This is a genomic window from Pelagibaculum spongiae (assembly GCF_003097315.1).
Classification (GTDB): Bacteria; Pseudomonadota; Gammaproteobacteria; order Enterobacterales; family Pelagibaculaceae; genus Pelagibaculum; species Pelagibaculum spongiae.
On the sequence record NZ_QDDL01000004.1, the window covers coordinates 340,813 to 363,165 of the forward strand.

Below are 22,353 nucleotides of genomic sequence, written 5' to 3' on the forward strand. Positions count from 1 at the left end.
TTCGCCGAGGCTCAGGGATGACCTACGAAAAGATGCAATCAACTCTGAATAGTAGTTCTAGCATTTCTGCTTTGGCGCGGCTTCAACCCACGCTAGCCATCAGCAAATTTTTGCTGCAACACTTTACGAGTCGTTTCAACAATTGCCTGTGTTTGGGCATCAATTTCCAAGTTCACCTTATCACCGACTAACAAACTATCGAAGGTAGTGATCGCCAGTGTTTCTGGAATCAAGAAAATATTGAAACGCACCTTCTCGCCTTGTTCGAGCACTTCACCCAAAGTCAGACTGCAACCATTAATCGATGCGAAACCTTTGGCCAGTAAAAAATCAGCCCACTTGGCATCGGTCTCGAACCAGATTTCCCAGTTATTTTCAGGCTGACGAATTTCAACAATTTCAGCCATATCATGAATATGACCCGACAATAAATGCCCGCCAATTTCATCGCCAAATCGTGCTGCCCGCTCAAAGTTTACCAAGCTGCCTTCTTGCAACAATCCGATGTTAGTCAGGCGCAGCGTTTCCATCATGGCATCAAATGCCACCATATCGCCCATATGCTCAACCAGCGTTAAACAACAGCCATTAATTGCAATGCTGCAACCATTTTGCAGATTTTCTAGCCGATCTTTTGGTAATTCGACCCAAATTCGGTGTAACTGGCTTTTTTTCTCGATTGATTTTACAGGGGCGGTACCCTGCACAATTCCGGTAAACATAGAAAACCCTGCAATTGATGAAAGCAAATCGCTTTGCCGCCGATGATCCGGCTAATCTCGGCCATATTCAAGCTACCTGCCATGACCTTGGGATGATTTGAGCTAAAAAGACGCAAAAGAAATCACAGCATCGAACCCGCACCTTTCTTAACATGCGAAAACCATTACGGCCCCGCCAACATCGCTCCCAGTGACAACCACGTGAGCGTTTGGAAGACTTGGAAAATAAAAAACGGCCAGTTAAGGCCGTTTTTAAACTAATCATCGAAAGCCAATGAAAAATCTAGTTTTTCTTCTCGATCTTGGCCCAGGTATCACGCAGTGGCACAGTACGGTTAAATACCATCTTCTCTGCGGTCGAATCCGGGTCAGAAACGTAATAGCCTTCGCGCTCAAACTGGAAGTTGGTTCCCGCAGCAACATCAACCAGGCTTGGCTCGATCCAGGCATTTTTCTTAACCGTCAATGAATCTGGGTTCAAGGTCGACAGGAAATCTTCTGCCGCCATTGGGTTAGCTTGTGAGAACAGCGGATCGTAAATACGAACTTCCGCTTGCTTGCCATGGCTTGCACTCACCCAGTGAATCACGCCACGAACTTTACGGCCTTCAGGATTTACGCCCAAAGTATTTTCATCGTAGCTACAACGCAACTCGATGATTTCACCGCTTTCGTCCTTAATCACTTCATCGGCACGAATGCAATAGCTGTTACGCAAACGTACTTCGCCGCCAGTTACCATTCGCTTGAATTTTTTGTTGGCTTCTTCGCGGAAGTCAGCTCGGTCAATCCAGATTTCTTTGGTAAATGGCAGCTGACGTTCGCCCAGTTCTGGAATATTCTGGTGTGATGGTGCAGTTAGCCACTCCACTTCTTTGTCTGCTGGATAGTTGGTGATAATCACTTTCACCGGATCCAACACACACATGGCGCGACAGGCACTGTTTTCTAGGTCTTCGCGAATACAGCTTTCCAAGCTGGCCATTTCTACCACGCCATCAGACTTGGTGACACCAATTCGATCACAGAATTCACGAATCGAAGCTGAGGTATAACCACGACGGCGCAAACCAGAAACAGTTGGCATCCGCGGATCATCCCAACCATTAACATGGTTGTCGTCAACCAATTGAATTAAGCGGCGCTTAGAGAGTACGGTGTATTCCAGCGAAAGACGCGAAAATTCATACTGGTGTGGACGGCCCAATTCAGCAGGCACCACTGAAGTACAGTTATCGATAAACCAGTTATACAAAGGACGGTTTGCCGCGAACTCTAAAGTACATACCGAGTGGGACACGCCTTCCAGTGCATCCGACAAGCCATGGGCAAAGTCATACATTGGGTAAATGCACCACTTATTGCCGGTTTGATGATGCTCAACATGACGAATTCGGTACATCACCGGGTCACGCATACACATATCAGGCGCGGCCATGTTAATTTTTGCGCGCAACATTTTTTCGCCATCTTTAAATTCACCGGCTTTCATTTTGCGCAGTAAATCTAAGTTTTCTTCAACACTACGGTCACGCCATGGGCTGTGCTTGCCAGCTTCGGTCAAGCTGCCACGGTATTCGCGGGTTTGTTCGGCATCTAGCTCACACACATAAGCCAAGCCTTTTTCCACCAGCTCTTCAGCCCAGCGATAAAGCTGATCAAAGTAGCTAGAGGTATATTTAATATCGCCTGCCCACTCAAAGCCGAGCCATTTTACGTCTTCGGCAATTGAGTTAACGTATTCAATGTCTTCCTTGGTTGGGTTGGAGTCATCCATCCGCAAATTACATTCGCCACCAAATGCTTTAGCCAAGCCAAAGTTAAGACAAATAGATTTTGCGTGACCCAGATGCAAGTAGCCATTGGGCTCAGGCGGGAAACGTGTTTGAATCGCCTGATACTTACCGCTTTCCAGATCTGCAGCTACGATAGCTTTTACAAAGTTAGATCCGGCCTTACTCTCGGCTTCGCTCATGAATCCCGTCACTCTTGGGTAAAAAAATTATGGGCGATTATCCCAGCTTTCTGGCCAGCAGCAAAGGAGATTGATGAATGAATTATCACTCGATTGTCGTTTTAATCGGTGTAGGTATCTCAGCTGAGCCTAGAAAGTCGGAAATTTATACTTTTCGTGCCTAATAACTTGCGAAAGGATTATCAAGGAGATCGCGGAATGAATTATCAGTCAATCGTTGTTTTAACTGGCGCGGGTATCTCAGCTGAGTCTGGAATACGAACTTTCCGTGCCAGCGACGGCCTTTGGGAAGATCATAAAATTGAAGATGTTTGCACCCCTGAAGCTTTCGCAAAGAATCCTGCGCTGGTTCATCAGTTTTACAACCAGCGCCGCCAACAGTTACTTTCGAAAGAGATTCAACCGAATGCCGCACACATTGCCTTGGCAGAATTTGAAGCAAAACTTGAAGCAAAGTGTGCAGGTGAATTCCTGCTAGTAACTCAAAACGTCGATAACTTGCACGAACGCGCGGGCAGTCAAAATCTAATTCATATGCATGGTGAGTTGTTGCAGAGTTTTTGTCTCGCCTGTGATCAGCGAACTGAACAATTGACCGACAGTTCATCAAAAAGCATTTGCCCTGCTTGCCAACAAATCGGCAGCTTGCGACCTGATATTGTCTGGTTTGGTGAAATGCCCTACCAGATGGACCGAATTTATCGGCAATTAGAACAATGCGATTTATTTATCAGCATTGGAGCATCAGGCAATGTTTATCCGGCGGCAGGTTTTGTTGAAGCGGCAAAAATAGCCGGCGCACATTGCGTGGAATTAAACTTAGAGCCATCAGCGACCATGAGCCAATTCGATGAAGTGCATAACGGCACCGCCACTCAATTAGTAGCCAGTTGGCTGGCACAAAATATACCTGAAGTAATTGGCAATACCGACAGTTAGCCGACGCTGTAGGTTTGATGAGTGTTAACGAAATCAGACAAAAAATTAAAAGTGTCTGATGGCGTCTTTAGCTTATCAAACCTACCGCAAACATAAGCTTAGGCACATTATAATGCTGATATAGACATTTATTATATTCAGCTACCTTAATATTATTTTTCATTTAAATTAATACACAAAAAAGCGAAAAACCACTTCAGATTAATCAATATCTGCAGTGCAATAAACCTACAGTGGATCACTCTCTAAACCACCTTCCAGTGCCAAACCTATGCCCCACGGCCATGGCTTGATCACGATCTCTTCATAAAGCCCCACTTTCTGAAACGGGTCTTCATAAGCAAATTTTTCAACCACATCCAAACTATCGGCATCTAATACCAGCAAAGAACCATCTTTAGAGTTCTCTTCTTGATTCAATAGCGGGCCAGACAGCCGAACCATCACAGGATGCTGCTGCTCTCTTAACCACTGATGGTGTTCACTCTCATGCTCAACCCGCAATGATTTTTTTGACGGGTTGTCACGACAAAGCACTATATAGAACATCCCTGATTTTCTCCGGGTCTTATACGAATTTGTAATATCAACCAGAAATCCTGCCGCCTTTGTCACCGAATGACGCTGACCAGAGTCATGCTGCGTTAGTAAACAAATGTCTGACAGATTAAAGATTGACTTCAGTTATAGAAAAGCAGCAAGCAAAACTAATTAATCGATTCAGCCATATGATTAAAAACTCATTAATTAATACAAGTCATCGCGTTATAGATAAAAACATCAAATAAATTCATCATGAATATATATTTTAATAAGCAAATAAATAGGAGTATTAACACCCCTCTATTTAGAGTTAACCCTTATGAATTACCACAAGCAAAAAATAACCCCATATACTAGCGCTTTGACGATAATTAACTATTTTGACCAAAATGCTTGACCTAGAGCGGTTTCAGGTCAAGGCGGCCAATCGAAAAACGCGCTTCAATCGGCATATCGCACACAGGTTGAAAAAGCTTTTGATCAAACCTGAAATTTGGTAAGTGAAACCCCAATTCATTATTTCATTTCGGAATTAACCGGCGGATCTTCAGCTCAACCAGTTCGTTTTAATAAAAACGAATCAAGCCATAAGCACATCACTGTGCTTAGCAAATTTTAATCAGGAGATAGTGATGGAGCTGGTTTGCCCAGCTGGTAGTTTGCCAGCATTAAAAGCAGCGGTTGATGAAGGCGCCGATGCGGTTTATATCGGCTTTAAAGATGACACCAATGCGCGTCACTTTGCAGGCTTGAATCTAGCCGGCCCCAAATTAAAGCAAGCGGTTGATTATGTAAAAAAGCATGACCGTAGAATTTTTGTTGCGATTAATACCTATGCATCGGAAGGTCGACTGGATCACTGGAAATCAGCGGTCGATAAAGCGGCAGACTTAGGCGTTGATGCGCTAATTCTGGCCGATGTCGCCACTTTAGAATATGCGGCAAAAAAACACCCCAACCTGTCACGACATTTGTCGGTTCAAGGTAGTGCAACCAATAAAGAAGCACTGAATCTTTATCACCAGCATTTTGGTATTAAACGCGCGATATTACCTCGCGTGTTGTCAATTGCCCAGGTAAAGCACTTATGCCAGGCCAGCCCAGTAGAATTAGAAGTTTTCGGTTTTGGCAGTTTGTGCATTATGGCCGAAGGTCGCTGTCATCTTTCTTCTTACATGACCGGCGAATCACCTAACTGTAATGGTTGCTGCTCTCCTGCTAGCCATGTCCGCTGGCAAGAAACGGAACAAGGTTTGGAATGCCGCTTAAACGATGTATTAATTGATCGTTATAAAGATGGCGAAAATGCAGGTTACCCGACTTTATGTAAAGGGCGCTTTGAAGTTGACGGTAATATTTTCCATGCCTTGGAAGAACCAACCAGCCTCAACACCATGGATTTATTACCTGAATTACGCGATGCCGGTGTGTGCGCCATTAAACTGGAAGGTCGCCAGCGCAGCCCGGCTTATGCCAAGCAAGTAACGGGTGTATGGCGTCATGCATTAGATCGCCTAGGCAATCACAGCACGCTTCAGATCGAACCGCAGTGGACCGAAGTATTAGACAAGGTTTCTGAAGGCAGCCAAACCACTATTGGCCCTTACCACCGCAGCTGGCAATAACATTAGGTTGGATAGCAATATGAAAACCAGTATTGGACCCGTGTTGTGGTTCTGGAATAAAGAACAGCTGGAATCTTTTTACCAGCAAGCAATGCAAAGCGATGCCGATATTATTTATTTAGGCGAAACGGTTTGCAGCAAAAGGCGCAGTTTAAAAACCAGCGAGTGGATCGAGTTAGCCGCCAAAATTGCCGAAACTGGCAAGCAAGTGGTTTTATCTTCAATGGTTTTGTTAGAAGCAGAATCAGAACTTAAAACACTGAAAACCCTCTGCAACAACGGTCAATTTATGGTCGAAGCCAATGACATGGGCGCAATCCATTTATTGGCTGAGCAAAAAATCGCCTTTGTTGGCGGTGCAGCGCTCAACATTTACAACACCGCCACCCTTAAGTTCCTGGTTGACCTAGGTATGACGCGCTGGGCGCCACCAGTGGAAATGAGCGGCGATCAATTAAAAGCAGTTTTAGACAGCGCAAAAGCCCAAGGTTTTCGTGATCAGTTTGAAGTGGAGTTATTTGGTTACGGCCATTTACCACTGGCCTACTCAGCCCGTTGCTTTTCGGCCCGCGCTAAAAATTTACCCAAGGATGATTGCCAATTCATTTGTGGCCAATGGCCAGAAGGATTAGCGGTTAATTCCCGCGAAGATCAAAAAGTATTCGTGATTAATGGCATTCAAACTATGTCAGGTGCCCGCCAAGACTTACGTTATTTAAAGCAACAAGCCATCGATGCCGGTGTCGATATCTTCCGATTCAGCCCGCATCCAGAAAACTTTATCAATGCGGTAAGTGCTTTTGCTAATGGCGAAGTGCCGACGGCTGAAAACGATCATTGCAGCGGCTACTGGTTTAATAAACCGGGCATGGAGCCTGCGGTTTAATTAGTGCGTTGTTAAAAAAACCTACCTACAAAATGCAGGTAGGTTTTTTATATCTAAAAACATTCCGATATTAGAAAAATCCCAGCGGATTAATATCGTAACTCACCAGCATGTTCTTGGTTTGCTGATAATGCTCCAGTGCCATTTTGTGGGTTTCGCGGCCAACGCCAGATTTTTTATAACCGCCAAATGCCGCATGTGCCGGATAAGCGTGATAACAATTCATCCAGATACGCCCAGCCTGAATGCCCCGCCCCATTCGATAAGCTAGGTTGGTATCTCGACTCCAGACACCGGCACCCAAACCAAATTCAGTATCGTTAGCCACGGCGAGCGCTTCCGCTTCAGTTTTGAATGTAGTGACACCCACCACTGGGCCAAAGATTTCTTCCTGAAACACCCGCATTTCATTGGTGCCTTTTAGCAAGGTCGGTTCGATGTAAAAACCTTTTTCAAACCCTTCACCTACCTTTGCTTCACCACCACCGATTAAAACTTCTGCGCCTTCTTTTTTACCTAGCTCCAGATAACGCAATATTTTCTGATGCTGTTCCATGGAAGCCTGAGCGCCGACCATCACTTCGGTATCTAGTGGGTTACCACGCTTGATCTCAGCTGCGCGTTTGACCACCATCGCCATGAATTCATCATAAATATCTTCATGAACTAATGCCCGCGATGGGCAAGTACACACTTCTCCCTGATTAAAAAATGCTAGCACCAAACCTTCTACGCATTTGCTGACATACTCATCTTCAAAATCCATCACATCTTTAAAGTAAATATTCGGGGACTTGCCACCTAGTTCTACCGTGGATGGAATAATGTTTTTAGCGGCACAACTGAGGATTTGTGAACCGACCGGCGTAGAACCTGTGAAAGCAATTTTGGCAATCCGCTTGCTACTGGCCAACGCTTGACCGGCTTCCTTACCAAATCCATTAACAATATTGAGTACACCGGCAGGCAACAGATCGCCGATAATTTCCATCAGCACCAGAATCGACATTGGAGTTTGTTCTGCTGGCTTTAACACCACACAATTACCGGCCGCTAATGCCGGGCCTAGCTTCCAAGCCGCCATTAGGATTGGGAAATTCCATGGAATAATTTGGCCGACCACACCTAATGGCTCATGGAAATGATAAGAAACCGTGTGCTCATCAATTTCACCCAAGCTACCTTCTTGGGCACGCAAGCAACCGGCAAAGTATCTAAAGTGGTCAGCCGCCAGTGGAATATCTGCCGCTAGGGTTTCACGAACCGCCTTGCCGTTATCCCATGTTTCAGTCACGGCCAGTAATTCGAGGTTCTGTTCGATTCGATCGGCAATTTTTAATAGTAGGTTGGAGCGTTCAGTAACAGAGGTCTTGCCCCAACTGTCTTTGACTTTATGCGCGGCATCTAATGCAAGATTGATATCATCGGCATTTGAGCGAGGAATCTGACAAATAACACTGCCGTTAACCGGCGTAACATTATCGAAATATTGCCCACTAACAGGCGCAACCCACTCGCCACCAATATAATTTTCATAACGAGGTTTAAGGCTGACTACTGAACCTGAGGTATTCGGATTTTCATAAATCAATGTTCTGCTCCTCAATTATTATTTTATAAAAGCACAACCTTTTGCTGCAGCGCGACATAAAACCTATCACTTAGGTTTCAGTTATTTAAAAGCTGTACTAAAAAATTCATTCGAAACAAACCAGCAATATAAAAAACTCAATGAGTTAAATAGAAGCTGCTTTGAAAACATCTTTTTGATCTTTATCGAATTGTATCCACGCCACCACTAGACATACTTGCCCATCAATCTAATAAATTTGACTGTGAGTGTTTGCTTTATGCTCAGCCGTGCATTTTGGAAACAACAAGACTAACGGATGACTCAAGAAGATCATCGCGATGTGGTATTGACAGTAATCTATTGATATTATGCTATATTTTTTAATTAATATTGTTCGTGTATGAATACAGAAAGTATCGACCCATTCACCTCGCTTCCCTCACTGCAGACTCAATTTCTCGCTCTGTCAAGATAGTTATCTCTTTCGGATGCCACAGTGCAGTACCTCCTTTTAGTTCAGGCGATGGGTTTTATTCTAAAGGCATCTAAAATGAAAAATTTAAAACTCACCGCTCAAACTATCTGCTCCGCACTACTTTTTTTCTGCATCGGTCTTACTTCGCCATCATCCTTTGCCCTAGAGCAGGTGATTATCGAACAAGATGATGAATCTACTGCCAATGGACATATTGACTACTCAGGCAGCTGGCATCGAGACGAGAATACTTGGTCCGACACCACGGGGGCTTACGTTAACATTCGGTTTAACGGAACAAGCATTGTGGTAAACGGAATCAAAGGCCCAGATCAAGGCATTATGGACGTTTATTTGGATGGGGTTTTTCTGCGTAGTGAAGACAATAACGCTCCAAGAGATCGCAACGCATTCATTTTTTCTGAGCCCAAAATCAGTGGCGGCGAGCATATATTAAAACTTGTTGTGACTGGAAAAAAAGCGCCAGAAGGAACGGGAACAAAAATCACCATTCGAAATGTGGCCTACACCAAAGATGACACTCTGGTTGTTGATGCGTTTAAGATGACACAAATCCCAAATAGTGAGTTGAGCATTCAGGCAACTTCCAGCGCCAATGATAGCGGCATTGCCAATGCATTCGATGGTGACAGCGCTACGCACTGGGTCGCTAATTCAACAGAAAATCAAACTATTGATATAGATTTAGGACACCAATACCTAGTCGGAAAAATCGGCATGATCCCCGACATCAATCAGTTAACCCAAGGGCGACTGCGTAAGATTTCGCTCTATACCAGCGATGACGGTGTGAATTATGTGAGATCTCTAGATGATGTCGCCTTCGGAAGTAATGAATGGACTGGACGCCAAGCAGCTATAAACGCTGGCTTTGCGCCATCCACAGACCAAATATTTTATTATCTGCACCTACCTGAACCGAGGCGTGCTAGGTATCTACGATTGGCCATACATTCAACCTGGAATGGCGTGGCTCGCGTCGCTGATTTCAAACTGTATCGATATATCGAACCGGCTAAGCCCTACTCTCCTAAAACCTTCAAGCTGCCGATATTTCAGCAAAATGTTTACGGAGATATTTCCCATGGGCAAAAAGTATTAATTGAAAAGGGGCTACAGGTCCAAGCTTGGATACCTATTGAAGGATCAGGTAGGCGGGAACTGTCACGCGAGGATTTTGACCGACTAAATATTACTGGCGTTGCAAATTATAGTCAGCGCTCTCTTTACCCAGAAAATTTTCTATCAAGAAATCCTGACCTACTTTGGTCAGCTGCAAAATTCCCCTTTGGAAACAGCAAACTGACTGCACTACCTCCAACAACAGGCGACAGCCCTCTTATTCCACAGGCTCTAATTGACAACCTCAGCAAAGGCGTCAGCATTTGCCTAGGAGATGAGCAAGAGTACGGTGATTTAATTCAGCGTAGAAATACTCTAGCTTGGTTTGAATATGCCCGATCGCATTTTCCAGATCAGATTATCCATACCAATCAGGTTGAAGGTCAGTTTCGATCAATAGCGGACTGGGAGCATTACATGACTAATGCTGAGCCAGACATGCTGACTTATGACTATTACGTCTACTCATCTTCAGGGCGTGACGAAGATGTCCCCTACCTCGCTTTAAAAAATATGAATGGCCCACGCAAATATGCATCATTAGGCGTGGATCTTACTGGCAACAAACCTATCCCATTTGGTTTGTATCTCGGCGCCTACAAAACCGGCGGCAATTCATACGCAGAGGGATGGTACGAATTTACTGAGTCCCAGAAAAAATTCATTCCATTTATTGCCATGGCCGCTGGAGCCAAATGGTTCAGTCTGTTTAGAGTGGAATATGACAAGTATGGAAGCTTCCTATTCGGCGAAGATGGCTGGCCTACCCATCATTTTTTTGAGTATGCAAACATCTTTAAACAGATGCGAAATTTAGGACCTCATCTGGTTCGGCTTCAGAACATCGACTTAGCCGTAGTATCAGGCCAAACACTTGAGCTGACAGATGGCGTGAAAAATATAGTAGATAACGATCTACCCGGGCGATTTAATAATGGTTATTTTCAGTTTGGTGATTGGAGTCGCGATCGCAATCCGTCATATCACATAGAAAGCGTGACAGTAGTAAACCCGGAAACAGTAAATAATGGATTAGCACAAGATGTATTTATCGGCTATTTCGACCTGCTTCCCAATCTATCCGAACAGCAACTGTCATTTTTTTCCAGTCAAGCACCTAAATATTTTATGGTGGTTAATGGACAAACTTCAGGCAATGGACGAACTTTCAAAGCGCAATTCGGTAGTTCTAAAGAGACAAAGCAAAATATCAGACTAGTGTTTTCACAAAGCGGAACGCTAAAGAAGGTCAACAAAAATACTGGCGCATCCGAAACGGTTCCCTTAATCGCCATTGATGGCGGGTATGAGCTAAACCTGTCGATTGGCGGTGGCGACGGAGAGCTATTCTTTTGGCAAGAGTAGTTGGCGCGCACTGCTGATGGCTTAATATCTAAATTAAACAATCCACTATCTAACTATTTACATCTAAACAAAGGGTGACCTGTTGATAGCAGGCCACCCTTTTACAATTTGCCCGCAAACGCCGCAAACCAAGCACGACCTGATATTTCTTAATGCTCTAAAGTCGCTAATTATCTACATCTTTGAAGCAAAAGTGACATTTCTCCACACTAGAGAAAACCTTCTGTCGTTACGCCGATTAATTCAAGTAAAAAGGCCGGGTTAGATCTGTTCAGATAAACATCTATTTATGGTTATCAAGCATACCAATGAAGTGGCCGCCAACAAGGCTTACTTTAAAAACAAAACGTTTAACTGGCAGAATAAAATATGCTGAGAAAAAATACTGGTTTAAAAAAATTGATAGAAAATCAGACAGCTTTTATTGGGCCTGAGTCAGAGCTCAGTATTTACGATACTTATCAGCAGATTGAAAAAGTCCCTTTTAAAGCGGACGAGCTGCTGTTTTGCGGCATGATTAGTGGAAAAAAGCTGATTCACCATAATCAATTGAAGTTAAATTCTGTTCCGCAAGTATTTATTCCCCACGAAAGTTTTATTATTGCACCGCAACAAAACATTGAAATTGATTTTCCTGATGCCGACTTACAGTCGCCCACCTCCTGCCTGACGATTGAAATTAGTCGAGAAAAAGTAAACCGTATTGCCGAGCAGCTTAACCACCACCAGCTATCATCTGATAACTGCTACAACTGGCAGCAGCAAAAAACTTTGCACCTCCACCATACAACCGCGACTCAAAAACTATTAGAACGCTTAGCAAAAGTGTTCAGTGAGAATCATCAGGATCGAAGTTTTTTAATCGATTTGGGCGTTTCAGAATTAGTCATGCGGCTACTTCGACACCAGCATGCCGATTTTTTACTCAGCCATAGCCAGCAACAGCCGGATCACAACGGGTTAAATGCCGCGATTGATTACATTGAAAATCATATCGAAAAACCGATAGATATCGATCAATTAGGAAAGATTAGCTGCATGAGTCGCAGCAACTTGTTTAAGGTCTTCCGTGAAAAACTGCAGATGACCCCTTGTGAATTTCAGCGATTAATCCGACTCAATAAAGCCAAGCAACTGCTAAACAAAGGCACCCGAGTAACCGATGTTTGCTTTCGATTGGGCTTTAACAACCCCAGCCATTTCAGTCGACTGTTCAAAGGTTTTTTTGGTTTATCACCAAAGGCTTTTCAGCAAAACACACTGCATAGCTAGCGCTTTAATTATCATCCCACACAACTTGGCTGTTAGGTTATATCTCAACGCGTCTACAACTAAAGCCGTCTTTATCTCGTTTGGTAAAAAGCATAATTTCAAGATAAGCAAGCTAACAAGTGCATTCCTCAGCATTTGAATTTCCTGGAGATCTCGTTGCCCGACCTACTTTTTCCCACACCACTCACTGGTTGGGTGATTGTCTTGCTAGTACTGATTGCTGCAATGACCTCTACCATGACCGCAGCAGTCGGTGCCGGTGGCGGCTTATTAATGTTGGTGGTACTGATCTGGTTTTTACCTGCTGAAGTAGTTATTCCGGTACATGCGATTGTTCAGCTAGGTTCGAATAGCGGCCGCTTATATTTACAAAGAAAACATCTTGATATTCAATTGATTGGTCGATTTTCTTCAGGTGCTTTAATTGGTACTGCACTCGGCGGATTATTATTAATTGCCTTTGCATTGGAAGATCAAAGCTGGTTGATCAGCTTTTTTGTATTGTGGTTGCTGTGGCTGCCGAGTAAATATCGCTTTCCACTAAAAATTCCATTCTCAATGGTTGGTAGCAGCACCAGCTTTCTTTCAGTGTTTGTCGGTGCAACCGGGCCTTTGGTTGGCGCATTTATTAGCCGTATGTCGCTAAAAAAAGCACAAACCAGCGCACTATTTGCCGGCGCAATGAGTGTTCAACATGGTTTGAAACTGATTTTATTTGGGCTAGTAGGCTTTGCTTTTCAACAATGGATTGGCTTATGCCTGCTGATGATTAGTAGCGGTTTTATTGGCACTCAACTTGGCCTGAAATTACAAAACCGATTGCCTGAGCAACGGTTCAAGCAGATCTTTCGCTGGATGCTGACATTGCTAGCGCTGGAAATGCTAATTAGTCATTTTTGGTAAAGCTTTTCCGAAAACTGTTGTGGCTCGTCGTAGCATTGATACAACTTACAATTCATCAACTATTTCCTTGTAAATACACGCACCGGCATCCTGCCTCCTTGCGATATACATTACGTCCTTGTAAATACACGCACCGGCATCCTGCCTCCTTGCGATATACATTACGTCCTTGTAAATACACGCATCGGCATCCTGCCTCCTTGCGATATACATTACGTCCTTGTAAATAAAACGGGCGGCACCCGAAGATTGCCGCCCGTTTTATTCCAGCCGATAGTAAAGTTTACTTCCAGCCTTCTACACCAGACATGTCTGGTAATTGGTGGGCAATACCCTTGTGACAATCGATGCAGGTATTTCCGTCATCAATTGCTTTTTGGTGGACCTTGCCTGAACGGGATTCTTGCATGGTGAAGTCCATGAATTCAAAGTTGTGACAGTTACGACACTCTTGAGAATCATTGGCTTCCATCCGAGACCATTCGTTTTGCGCCATGCTTAAACGGTGTTCGTTGAACTTTTCACGAGTATCGATCTTGCCGGTCAACTTACCCCACACTTCCTTCGAAGCCTGGATTTTCCGGATGATCTTATCAGTCCAATTTTTTGGTACGTGACAATCTGGACAAGTCGCCCGAACACCCGAACGATTCGAATAGTGAATCGTTGTTTTGTATTCCTCGAATACGTTTTCTCTCATCTCGTGACAGCCAACGCAGAATTGCTCCTGGTTAGTTGCTTCCATTCCGGTATTGAAACCACCCCAAAAGATGATTCCTGCAACAAAGCCACCAATTAACAGTGTGCCTAATGCGATCCGGGATGGACTGGCGAGCTTAGAGATTATGCCTTTAATGCTCATTACACAGTCCTCTGGAGCTTATTGCTTGTCAGCCGATTTGAAAGTATTTTCAATGATCGGTGCTGCATCAGATTGCGGCACGTGACACTGCAAGCAGAAATAACGACGCGGTGAAACATCGGCCAAAACTTGATCATCACGATTTTCAAAGTGAGTGATACTAATTTTGGTTGCGCCGTATTTGCGATAAGTTTTCCAGCTATGACACTGCAAGCACTTATTGCTTTTCAAATCGATTTTGTAGCCACGAATTCTGTGAGGAATTAGTGGCGGCTGGTGGGTAAAGTTCAGACCAAAACCACCGTCGATTTCAACGTTCTTGCGTGGGTGCTCAGCAATGTTATTTTCATCAGTTGCTGTATCACCGCGTAACGAAGTCACTTCAGCTGTCGCACTTACGCCGATCAGCATAAGCACCACCGCCAAAGCTGCGGTGAAAGATTTAAATTTCATGACCTTTTCTCCAATCGAATGGCGTATTTGAAAACCCCTTTGGCACACACATCCAAGCAGCGACCACAATTGGTACAACTACCTGTATCAATCACAGGTCCATGATTATTGATGCCTTTAAGTACCGGTTTTAAAATCCGCGGTTCAGGGCAAATTTTGTAACAATCCATGCAGTCATCACACGCTTCGCGCTTGACTGCACTGATGCGTAAAAAACTGAATTTTCCAAGAAGTCCGTAAAAAGCGCCGACTGGACACAAATGCCCGCACCAGCCATTTTTGCTCACCAGCAAATCAAACAGAAAAATAAGACCGATCAATCCCCAGCCCCAACCCAGTCCAAATAGCAAACCGCGACTAAACAACGTCACTGGATTAACTAATTCCCAGACTAGAGAGCCCGTTGCCAGAGGCAGCGCTAACGCTAGCCCCAGTAACCAATAACGCAAATTGCTATCAATTCGCATTGAAGTGCGAATGTTTAGTTTACGTCTGAGCCAACTGGCTAAATCTGTGATCATATTGATCGGGCAGACCCAGCTGCAATAAACTCGGCCACCTACTAACAAGTAGAAAGCCATCACCAGTCCGGCACCAATCAAAGCCGTTACATCAGGCCAATGACCTGCAGTAAGCGACTGTCCCAGTACCATAGGGTCAGTTAATGGAATCGTATCAAGCAATAAACTGGAAGACATATTGCCTTCAATCAACCAGACACCTACCAAAGGGCCAATCAGAAACAGTGTTAATACTGCAATCTGACTCACTCTTCTTAGCACCAGCCATTGATGGGCAGCCCACCAACCGTCTTGCTCGAGTCTTTCTTTTCCTGGTATTAAATTAGCCATTACTGAGCACTCCCTGGCATCCGGTCTGGAAGGTCTAGCATTTCAGGAACCAGGCTATGTCCTGCCTTTTCCTTCTCCTCCCAACCCAAACGATAGTGTTTACCCAGTTGGCCTTTTGCTAGCGTAATTGGCATCACTTTGATTGCAGCTTGATCTAGTACACAGGCCTCTTCGCATTTGCCACAACCGGTGCAATATTCGGAATGCACGATCGGTATGAACTTAGCGTGAAAGCCAGTTCTTGTATTTCGCTGCATATCAAGCGTGATGGCCTCATCAATCAATGGACAAACCCGGTAACACACATCACAACGAAGACCTCGGTAGTTAAGGCAAGTTTCATGATCGATCAAAACCGCCAACCCTATTCGAGCATCCACAATGTCCTCCATCTGCCGGTCCAACGCATTGGTTGGGCAGTTTCGAACACAAGGAATGTCTTCACACATTTCACAGCTCGCTTTACGAGCTGTGAAATACGGTGTTCCCGTGGTCACCGGATCAAATACTCGCCCCAGCTTCAAGATGTCGTAAGGACAATCTCGAACGCACATGCCGCAGCGAACGCAAGCTGAAAGAAAATCTTCTTCAGGCAATGCGCCCGGTGGTCGCAGTGCCAATGGATCTGCAACGCCACTTTTAGCGTGCATTGCCAGACCGAATCCCAACAAGCTTACGCCTGTTGCAGTTCGAGCCGACTGTTCCAAGAACTGACGTCGGGTAGATGATTTAGGTGACTTGTTATCCATTTCAGCGCTCCGAAGGCTTTAATGATCTTTTAAGATCAAGCCTTCACTACCTTACAGGCACACTTCTTGTAATCCGTTTGCTTGGACAGCGGATCAGTCGCATCCAGAGTTAGCTTATTAACTAACTGCTTGGCATCAAAGAACGGCATAAATACCAGTCCTCTTGGCACCTTGTTACGACCACGCGTTTCCACCCGAGTTTCTACTTCGCCACGGCGAGTAGACACCGTTACTTTCTGCCCGCGACGTACGCCACGTGCTTTGGCATCTTCTGGGTGCATATAAATAACTGCATCAGGGAATGCACGGTGCAGCTCAGGTACCCGGTTGGTCATGGAACCTGTATGCCAATGCTCCAAAACGCGACCGGTACAGAACCACAGATCGTATTCTTTATCTGGTGCTTCAGCGGCTGGCTCATAAGGCAGTGCAAACAACCATGCTTTACCATCTTTCTTGCCGTAGAAGTTGTAGTCCTCACCCGCTTTTACATATGGGTCATAACCTTCACGGAAGCGCCATAAGGTTTCTTTGCCATCCACTACCGGCCAACGTAAACCGCGTGCTTTGTGGTACATGTCAAATGGTGCCAAATCGTGACCATGGCCCCGACCAAATTCAGCATATTCTTCGAATAAGCCTTTTTGGATGTAGAATCCAAAATGGTCTGCATCATCATTAATGCGACCTTTGAAATCACTCAGTGGGAATTTGTCGACCTTACCGTTGGCATAAAGCACTTCGTACAAAGTTTTACCTTTGTATTCAGGGTTCGCATCTAACAAATCTTTTGGCCAAACTTCTTCAGTCTTGAAGCGCTTGGAGAATTCAACGACCTGCCAGAAGTCAGATTTAGCTTCACCTGGCGCAGGCACTTGCTGATACCAAAGCTGGGTACGACGTTCTGCGTTACCATAAGCACCCTCTTTCTCAACCCACATTGCAGTTGGCAGGATCAAATCAGCAGCTAATGCAGTAACCGTTGGATAGGGGTCAGATACGACGATAAAGTTCTTAGGGTTGCGATAACCCGGGTAACCTTCTTCGTTAATGTTTGGCATGGCTTGCATATTGTTGTTGCACTGAACCCAATAAGCATTCAATTTGCCATCTTTCAACATACGGCTTTGCAATACCGCGTGGTAGCCCACTTTAGCCGGAATTGTACCTTCAGGCAGGTTCCAGATTTTTTCTGCGAAATCGCGGTGAGCTTTCTTCTTGACAACCAAATCAGCTGGCAGTCTGTGAGAGAAAGTACCAACTTCACGTGCAGTACCACACGCTGAAGGCTGACCCGTCAGCGAGAAAGGACCGCTACCTGGTTCAGAAATCTTACCGACCAACAAGTGAATGTTATAAAGAATATTGTTCATCCAAACACCACGAGTGTGCTGGTTAGCACCCATCGTCCAAGTAGACATTACCTTGGTTTTTGGATCGGTATATACCTTGGCGAGCTCGATCAGCTTGTGCTCTGGCACACCTGAAATTTCGCTGGCTTTTTCAACTGTATATTCGGCGACAAAATCAGCAAATTCCTTAAAAGAAATTTCCTTAGAACCACCTGAATTTGGATTTTTAGCTGCTTTTTGCAACGCATGCTCTGGACGTAGACCATAACCGATGTCGGTAACACCCTTACGGAAATGAACATGCTTACCGATAAACTTCTCGTTCACACCATTGTTCTGAATGATGTAGTTACTAATGAAGTTACCAATTGCCAGATCCGACTGAGGGTTGAAGATCATTCCGTTGTCGGCTAATTCAAAGCTACGGTGCTCATAAGTTGACAGCACGTGAACTCGAACATGCGGTGAACTCAAACGACGATCAGTCAGGCGAGACCAGAGGATTGGGTGCATTTCTGCCATGTTCGATCCCCAAAGCACGAATGCATCGGCTTTTTCCAGATCGTCATAACAGCCCATTGGCTCATCAATACCAAAGGTACGCATAAAGCCACCAACAGCCGAAGCCATACAGTGACGTGCGTTTGGATCAATGTGGTTAGAACGGAAACCGGCTTTCATCAGTTTGGAAGCTGCATAGCCTTCCCATACTGTCCATTGGCCAGAACCGAACATACCGACTGGAGGCATTTCACCCTTTTCCAGACCTTGACGTAAAGCGGCTTTCCATTTATCAGCCATTACATCAAAAGCGGTATCCCACTCAATTTCGGTGAACTCACCATTTTTATCGTATTTACCATTAGTCATACGAAGTAATGGTTTGGTTAGGCGGTCTTTACCGTACATAATCTTGGACAGGAAATAGCCCTTGATACAGTTCAAGCCTTTGTTAACCGGCGCTTCAGGATCACCCTGAGTTGCTACGACACGACCTTCTTTTGTACCTACTAATACCGAACAGCCGGTACCGCAGAAACGGCAGGGCGCCTTATCCCAATGAATATCACTGCTCTGACCTGCGATCAGATTTGCAGCACTGGCAGGTACTGCTACACCTGCCGCTACTGCTGTTGCAGCAATCGCTTGAGACTTTATGAAATCACGACGTGTGATTTTCATGACAGTTTCTCCTCGACCTAAAAGTTTTTCTTGGATTAAAAATCTACGATGCAAATATCATTTCATTCTGTATGGCTATATGTCAGTGACATATCTACCACTCCGGGAACAAGGTTTACTCGTTCCACGGCATCGACCAGGTGTTCGCCCGGTTGCTCTTCTGCAGTAACTGCCATGCCGCCGTCAATATTAACGCCATGAACTTCGATACCCGGCATTGCTTCTAATTGTTGGCGAACAGATTCTGAATTTTCGGGTTTGCAGCGAACTACCAGCCCGGCAACCCGGTATTCTGGCTCACTCATGCTCAACTCCCTGGGAACTTATTGTAATTACATTGACTGGGCAGGCAGATACGCATGCGCCACAACCATTGCAAAGTGAAGGATCTAATTGTGGAAGCGCCACGCCCGATTCGGCCCAGCTAAATTGAATAGCAGCTGATTCACAGCATTCGGAACAACTGCGGCAAATTACACCTCGACGGGGCAAACAATCTTCTCCGATCTTTGCATAGTGTAGCCACGGTTTTTGCTCTGGCTGCTTAACTAACGCCGCTTCCTGACATACGTCAACACAAGCCTCACAAAAAGTGCATTCACCAGAACTAAAGTTCACTTCGGGAAAGCCGCCAGAGCCGGGAATTAAAATCTTCTCCGGACACGCTTTAAGGCAGTCTCCGCAGCGAGTGCACTGATCTGTAAATTTGTCGGTGGCCCAGGGAGGACGGATCGTCGCCTCTCTGAAGCGTCCGGTCATAAAACCGCGCCGGTTCAAGCTCATTCTCTTTGACATGTTGCTTTTGGTGCTCTCGATATTAGTTGCATCGACAATCAGTTAGAATTGATTTCGATCACCCTGTCCAATTAATCGGCATACGCACCTCTCATAAGAGGTAGTAGTTGGTTCTTTAGTAACCCTTTGTTTTTTTATGAAATACCATAGAATGAGTATCCACACAGAGTGAAGCACACCCGCCGGGAGGTAATTGGTGGTACACCGCAGTAGAAGCTTTCTTTCAGGCTTTTCCCTTTTGGGTCAAACATTTTGGGCCATTAGCGCATTGAGCCTTTTAGCGCTCAGTAGCATGTTAATTTCATTAACTATGGCCAAGCTTAGTGAGCATGATGCCCAGGCAATCAACCAGTCTGGTCGACTGCGTATGCAAGCATGGAATATTGCTAGTGAAGTGCGTTCAGCTCCTCAAATAATACTAAACAAGCAATATATTAGTCGCTACGATGAAACCTTGGCAGACCCCGCCTTGGACCAACATTTAAACGATTCACCAGAAGGCATCGCTTTTCAGGAGATCAGTCGACGCTGGAATGTGGAAATGAAGCCAGCATTGGTTGCTGGAACTTACGACAAGTACCTGTCGCAAGCCGATGACTTTGTACAAAAAATAGATCAGTTTGTTTTTCAGCTCCAACAACGAAACGAACAAAAACTCGACTTGCTGGAATTAGCACAAGCCATCTGTCTCGCGCTAACCTTTTTGGTACTTATATCAATTACCTTCTTGGTCAAGCGCAACCTGCTTAGCCCTATTTCGCAGTTTATGGCTGCGGCGCGCTCGCTTAGCCAAGGCAAAATCAAACAGCTCGATGATTTCGGTGATAATGAGCTGGGCGGTTTAGCTAAAGCATTTAATCGAATGGCGGATCGCGTCACGCGCTCGCAAAACGAACTAGAGCGCAAAGTAGAAGAACAGACCGACAGCCTACGCACTGCCAATCGAGCATTGAATTTTTTATTTTCTGCTTCACGTTGGTTAAATGAGCAAGGGCCGGGCAAAAAGGTTCTCGAAGGATTAATTGAAGAACTGCGTGATATCGGAAAAATGCCGCACCTTCGCTTATGCCTGAGCACCGAGAAAGAACCCCACAATTACGATGTCATTTCTACCGATCTAAAATGCAATCAGCGCTGCAATAGCTGTAACGCCGGCGGTGTTGAAATCCCAATATGTGAGAAAGGCCGTAAATATGGTTATGTTCGCGCATTAACAGATGATGAATTAAGTCAGTGGCAACTCCAGTTATTAAAGAGCTTTGCTGATATGCTGGCCGCAACGTTAAAACTGAATGAACAGTCGATTCAAAAGCGTCAACTTGGTGTGATGGAAGAGCGCGCTGTGATTGCAAGAGAATTGCATGATTCATTGGCACAATCTCTATCATATCTGAAAATCCAAGTAACGCGCCTAAAGCGACAAAAAGATGATCCGGAAATTTGTGAAGCGATTACCGGTGAATTACAGCAAGGGTTAAATAGTGCTTATCGTCAGTTGCGCGAACTGCTCACCACCTTCAGATTAACGGTGGAAGAAACCAGTTTGGAAAAAGCGCTGGAAGGCTCTGTCTATGACCTGCGCAAGCAGACAGATATTGCAATCGAGATAGACTACACATTGAGATTCTGCCCACTGAGCGCCAATGAAACCATTCATGTGCTACAGATCGTCAGAGAAGCAGTATCTAATGCAGTTAAGCATTCCCGAGCGAAAATTATTCGAGTGGACTGCACTCGACAGCAAGAAAAAGTAAAAATTGAAATCCTGGACGACGGCATTGGCATTCCAGAAAATTGCCAAAAAGAAAACCACTATGGCATGACCATAATGCGAGAACGCTCCGATAGCCTGAAAGCCAGCTTCAAAATCGGTTCCCAGCCCAATGGGGGAACTAGAGTTTCAGTGGCCTTTGTGCCCGAGTACATCAGAGAAGATAATGGATAAGTGCACCATATTACTGGTTGATGACCATCCGCTGTTACGGCAAGGCGTAAATCAGTTAATTCAGATGGAACCCGGCCTTGAAGTCATTGGCCAATCAGGCAAAGGCGAAGAAGCCATTGAGCTGGCGCTGCAACATGAGCCAGATCTAGTTTTACTAGACCTGAACATGAAGGGCATGACCGGCTTAGATACGCTAAAAGAAATGCGTCGCCGAGGCATCGCCTCTCGAATTGTCATTCTAACTGTTTCTGACAACCAGGCTGACGTGGTTTCTTGCTTAAAAGCCGGTGCTGATGGTTATCTATTGAAAGATATGGAACCAGAAGAACTGCTGGCTAATTTGGTCGAAGCCGCATCTGGAAAAATGGTGATCAGCGATGAGTTAGGTCAAATCCTGGCTCAAGCATTACGTGATCGTCAGTCCGGCCATAAAATGCCATCGATTCATCAACTCACCCAGCGTGAACGTGACATTTTACGTTTAATTGCCAAAGGCTTAAGTAATAAGCGAATCGCTTTAAAGCTGGACATTACCGAAGGCACAGTAAAAGTACACGTAAAGAGTATTTTGAAAAAGCTGCAAGTACGATCTCGCGTAGAAGCTGCGGTATGGTGTGTTGAGAGTAATTTCAGCTAACCCTTAATCCGCCTGCACACACGTTATGATTAAAGGCGAGTTATCTAGCGATAACCCGCCTTTTTAATATCCATATCACTGCAAGTTAATTGCATATTTTAATATT

The 22,353-nt window shown here is 44.9% G+C and carries 19 protein-coding genes; 8 read left to right on the forward strand and 11 right to left on the reverse strand.

Annotated features, from left to right (window positions below; all coding sequences use genetic code 11):
- Window positions 1-92 precede the first annotated feature (92 nt).
- Both DC094_RS12005 and DC094_RS12010 read right to left on the reverse strand, forming a co-directional pair.
- Window positions 93-722, reverse strand: a complete 630-nt coding sequence (locus tag DC094_RS12005) for a riboflavin synthase subunit alpha (RefSeq protein ID WP_116687350.1) — start codon at window positions 720-722, stop codon at window positions 93-95.
- Window positions 723-1,005: 283 nt separating this feature from the next.
- Window positions 1,006-2,697, reverse strand: coding sequence for a glutamine--tRNA ligase/YqeY domain fusion protein (locus tag DC094_RS12010; protein WP_116687351.1), 1,692 nt, complete (start codon window positions 2,695-2,697; stop codon window positions 1,006-1,008).
- A gap of 198 nt (window positions 2,698-2,895) precedes the next feature.
- Between DC094_RS12010 and cobB the strand changes: the two genes are divergently transcribed.
- Window positions 2,896-3,636, forward strand: coding sequence for a Sir2 family NAD+-dependent deacetylase (cobB, locus tag DC094_RS12015; RefSeq protein WP_116687352.1), 741 nt, complete (start codon window positions 2,896-2,898; stop codon window positions 3,634-3,636).
- A gap of 228 nt (window positions 3,637-3,864) precedes the next feature.
- Here the strand turns inward: cobB and DC094_RS12020 are convergent, their stop codons facing one another.
- Window positions 3,865-4,185 (reverse strand): YciI family protein, encoded by a 321-nt coding sequence (locus DC094_RS12020; protein WP_116687353.1) that lies wholly within the window; start codon window positions 4,183-4,185, stop codon window positions 3,865-3,867.
- 626 nt (window positions 4,186-4,811) lie between these two features.
- Between DC094_RS12020 and ubiU the strand changes: the two genes are divergently transcribed.
- On the forward strand, window positions 4,812-5,804 hold the full coding sequence (gene ubiU / locus DC094_RS12025) for a ubiquinone anaerobic biosynthesis protein UbiU (RefSeq protein ID WP_116687354.1): 993 nt from the start codon (window positions 4,812-4,814) through the stop codon (window positions 5,802-5,804).
- 19 nt (window positions 5,805-5,823) lie between these two features.
- Window positions 5,824-6,690, forward strand: a complete 867-nt coding sequence (locus DC094_RS12030) for a U32 family peptidase (protein ID WP_116687355.1) — start codon at window positions 5,824-5,826, stop codon at window positions 6,688-6,690.
- 70 nt (window positions 6,691-6,760) lie between these two features.
- On the opposite strand, the gene exaC is transcribed toward DC094_RS12030, so the two are convergent.
- Entirely contained in the window at window positions 6,761-8,281 is a 1,521-nt protein-coding gene (gene exaC / locus DC094_RS12035) for an acetaldehyde dehydrogenase ExaC (RefSeq protein ID WP_116687356.1), read from the reverse strand.
- A gap of 532 nt (window positions 8,282-8,813) precedes the next feature.
- Between exaC and DC094_RS12040 the strand changes: the two genes are divergently transcribed.
- From DC094_RS12040 to DC094_RS12050, 3 genes are all read left to right on the forward strand, one after another.
- On the forward strand, window positions 8,814-11,246 hold the full coding sequence (locus DC094_RS12040) for a discoidin domain-containing protein (RefSeq protein WP_158527311.1): 2,433 nt from the start codon (window positions 8,814-8,816) through the stop codon (window positions 11,244-11,246).
- Between the two features lie 369 nt (window positions 11,247-11,615).
- Window positions 11,616-12,518 (forward strand): helix-turn-helix domain-containing protein, encoded by a 903-nt coding sequence (locus tag DC094_RS12045; RefSeq protein ID WP_116687358.1) that lies wholly within the window; start codon window positions 11,616-11,618, stop codon window positions 12,516-12,518.
- A gap of 156 nt (window positions 12,519-12,674) precedes the next feature.
- Window positions 12,675-13,421 carry a sulfite exporter TauE/SafE family protein gene (locus DC094_RS12050; protein ID WP_116687359.1) on the forward strand — a complete coding sequence of 249 codons (747 nt, stop codon included), beginning with the start codon at window positions 12,675-12,677 and terminating at the stop codon, window positions 13,419-13,421.
- A gap of 283 nt (window positions 13,422-13,704) precedes the next feature.
- On the opposite strand, the gene DC094_RS12055 is transcribed toward DC094_RS12050, so the two are convergent.
- From DC094_RS12055 to napF, 7 genes are all read right to left on the reverse strand, one after another.
- Window positions 13,705-14,283 (reverse strand): cytochrome c3 family protein, encoded by a 579-nt coding sequence (locus DC094_RS12055; RefSeq protein WP_116687360.1) that lies wholly within the window; start codon window positions 14,281-14,283, stop codon window positions 13,705-13,707.
- Between the two features lie 18 nt (window positions 14,284-14,301).
- The gene (locus tag DC094_RS12060) at window positions 14,302-14,736 is read right to left on the reverse strand and encodes a nitrate reductase cytochrome c-type subunit (RefSeq protein WP_116687361.1); all 435 of its coding nucleotides are present in this window, start codon (window positions 14,734-14,736) and stop codon (window positions 14,302-14,304) included.
- Window positions 14,733-15,587 carry a quinol dehydrogenase ferredoxin subunit NapH gene (napH, locus tag DC094_RS12065; RefSeq protein ID WP_116687362.1) on the reverse strand — a complete coding sequence of 285 codons (855 nt, stop codon included), beginning with the start codon at window positions 15,585-15,587 and terminating at the stop codon, window positions 14,733-14,735. The genes DC094_RS12060 and napH overlap by 4 nt, the downstream gene beginning before the upstream one ends.
- Window positions 15,587-16,336: a ferredoxin-type protein NapG gene (napG, locus tag DC094_RS12070; RefSeq protein ID WP_116687363.1), complete on the reverse strand. Its 750-nt coding sequence runs from the start codon at window positions 16,334-16,336 to the stop codon at window positions 15,587-15,589. Before napG ends, napH begins: the two co-directional genes overlap by 1 nt.
- A gap of 35 nt (window positions 16,337-16,371) precedes the next feature.
- The gene (gene napA, locus DC094_RS12075) at window positions 16,372-18,870 is read right to left on the reverse strand and encodes a nitrate reductase catalytic subunit NapA (RefSeq protein ID WP_116687364.1); all 2,499 of its coding nucleotides are present in this window, start codon (window positions 18,868-18,870) and stop codon (window positions 16,372-16,374) included.
- A gap of 62 nt (window positions 18,871-18,932) precedes the next feature.
- The gene (locus tag DC094_RS12080; protein WP_116687365.1) at window positions 18,933-19,175 is read right to left on the reverse strand and encodes a chaperone NapD; all 243 of its coding nucleotides are present in this window, start codon (window positions 19,173-19,175) and stop codon (window positions 18,933-18,935) included.
- Entirely contained in the window at window positions 19,168-19,629 is a 462-nt protein-coding gene (gene napF / locus DC094_RS12085) for a ferredoxin-type protein NapF (protein WP_206605640.1), read from the reverse strand. The genes DC094_RS12080 and napF overlap by 8 nt, the downstream gene beginning before the upstream one ends.
- Before the next feature lie 328 nt (window positions 19,630-19,957).
- Here napF and DC094_RS12090 point away from each other — a divergent pair, with 328 nt between their 5' ends.
- On the forward strand, window positions 19,958-21,610 hold the full coding sequence (locus DC094_RS12090) for a histidine kinase (RefSeq protein WP_133245535.1): 1,653 nt from the start codon (window positions 19,958-19,960) through the stop codon (window positions 21,608-21,610).
- The gene (narL, locus tag DC094_RS12095) at window positions 21,603-22,247 is read left to right on the forward strand and encodes a two-component system response regulator NarL (RefSeq protein WP_116687368.1); all 645 of its coding nucleotides are present in this window, start codon (window positions 21,603-21,605) and stop codon (window positions 22,245-22,247) included. The genes DC094_RS12090 and narL overlap by 8 nt, the downstream gene beginning before the upstream one ends.
- The last annotated feature ends 106 nt before the right edge of the window (window positions 22,248-22,353 follow it).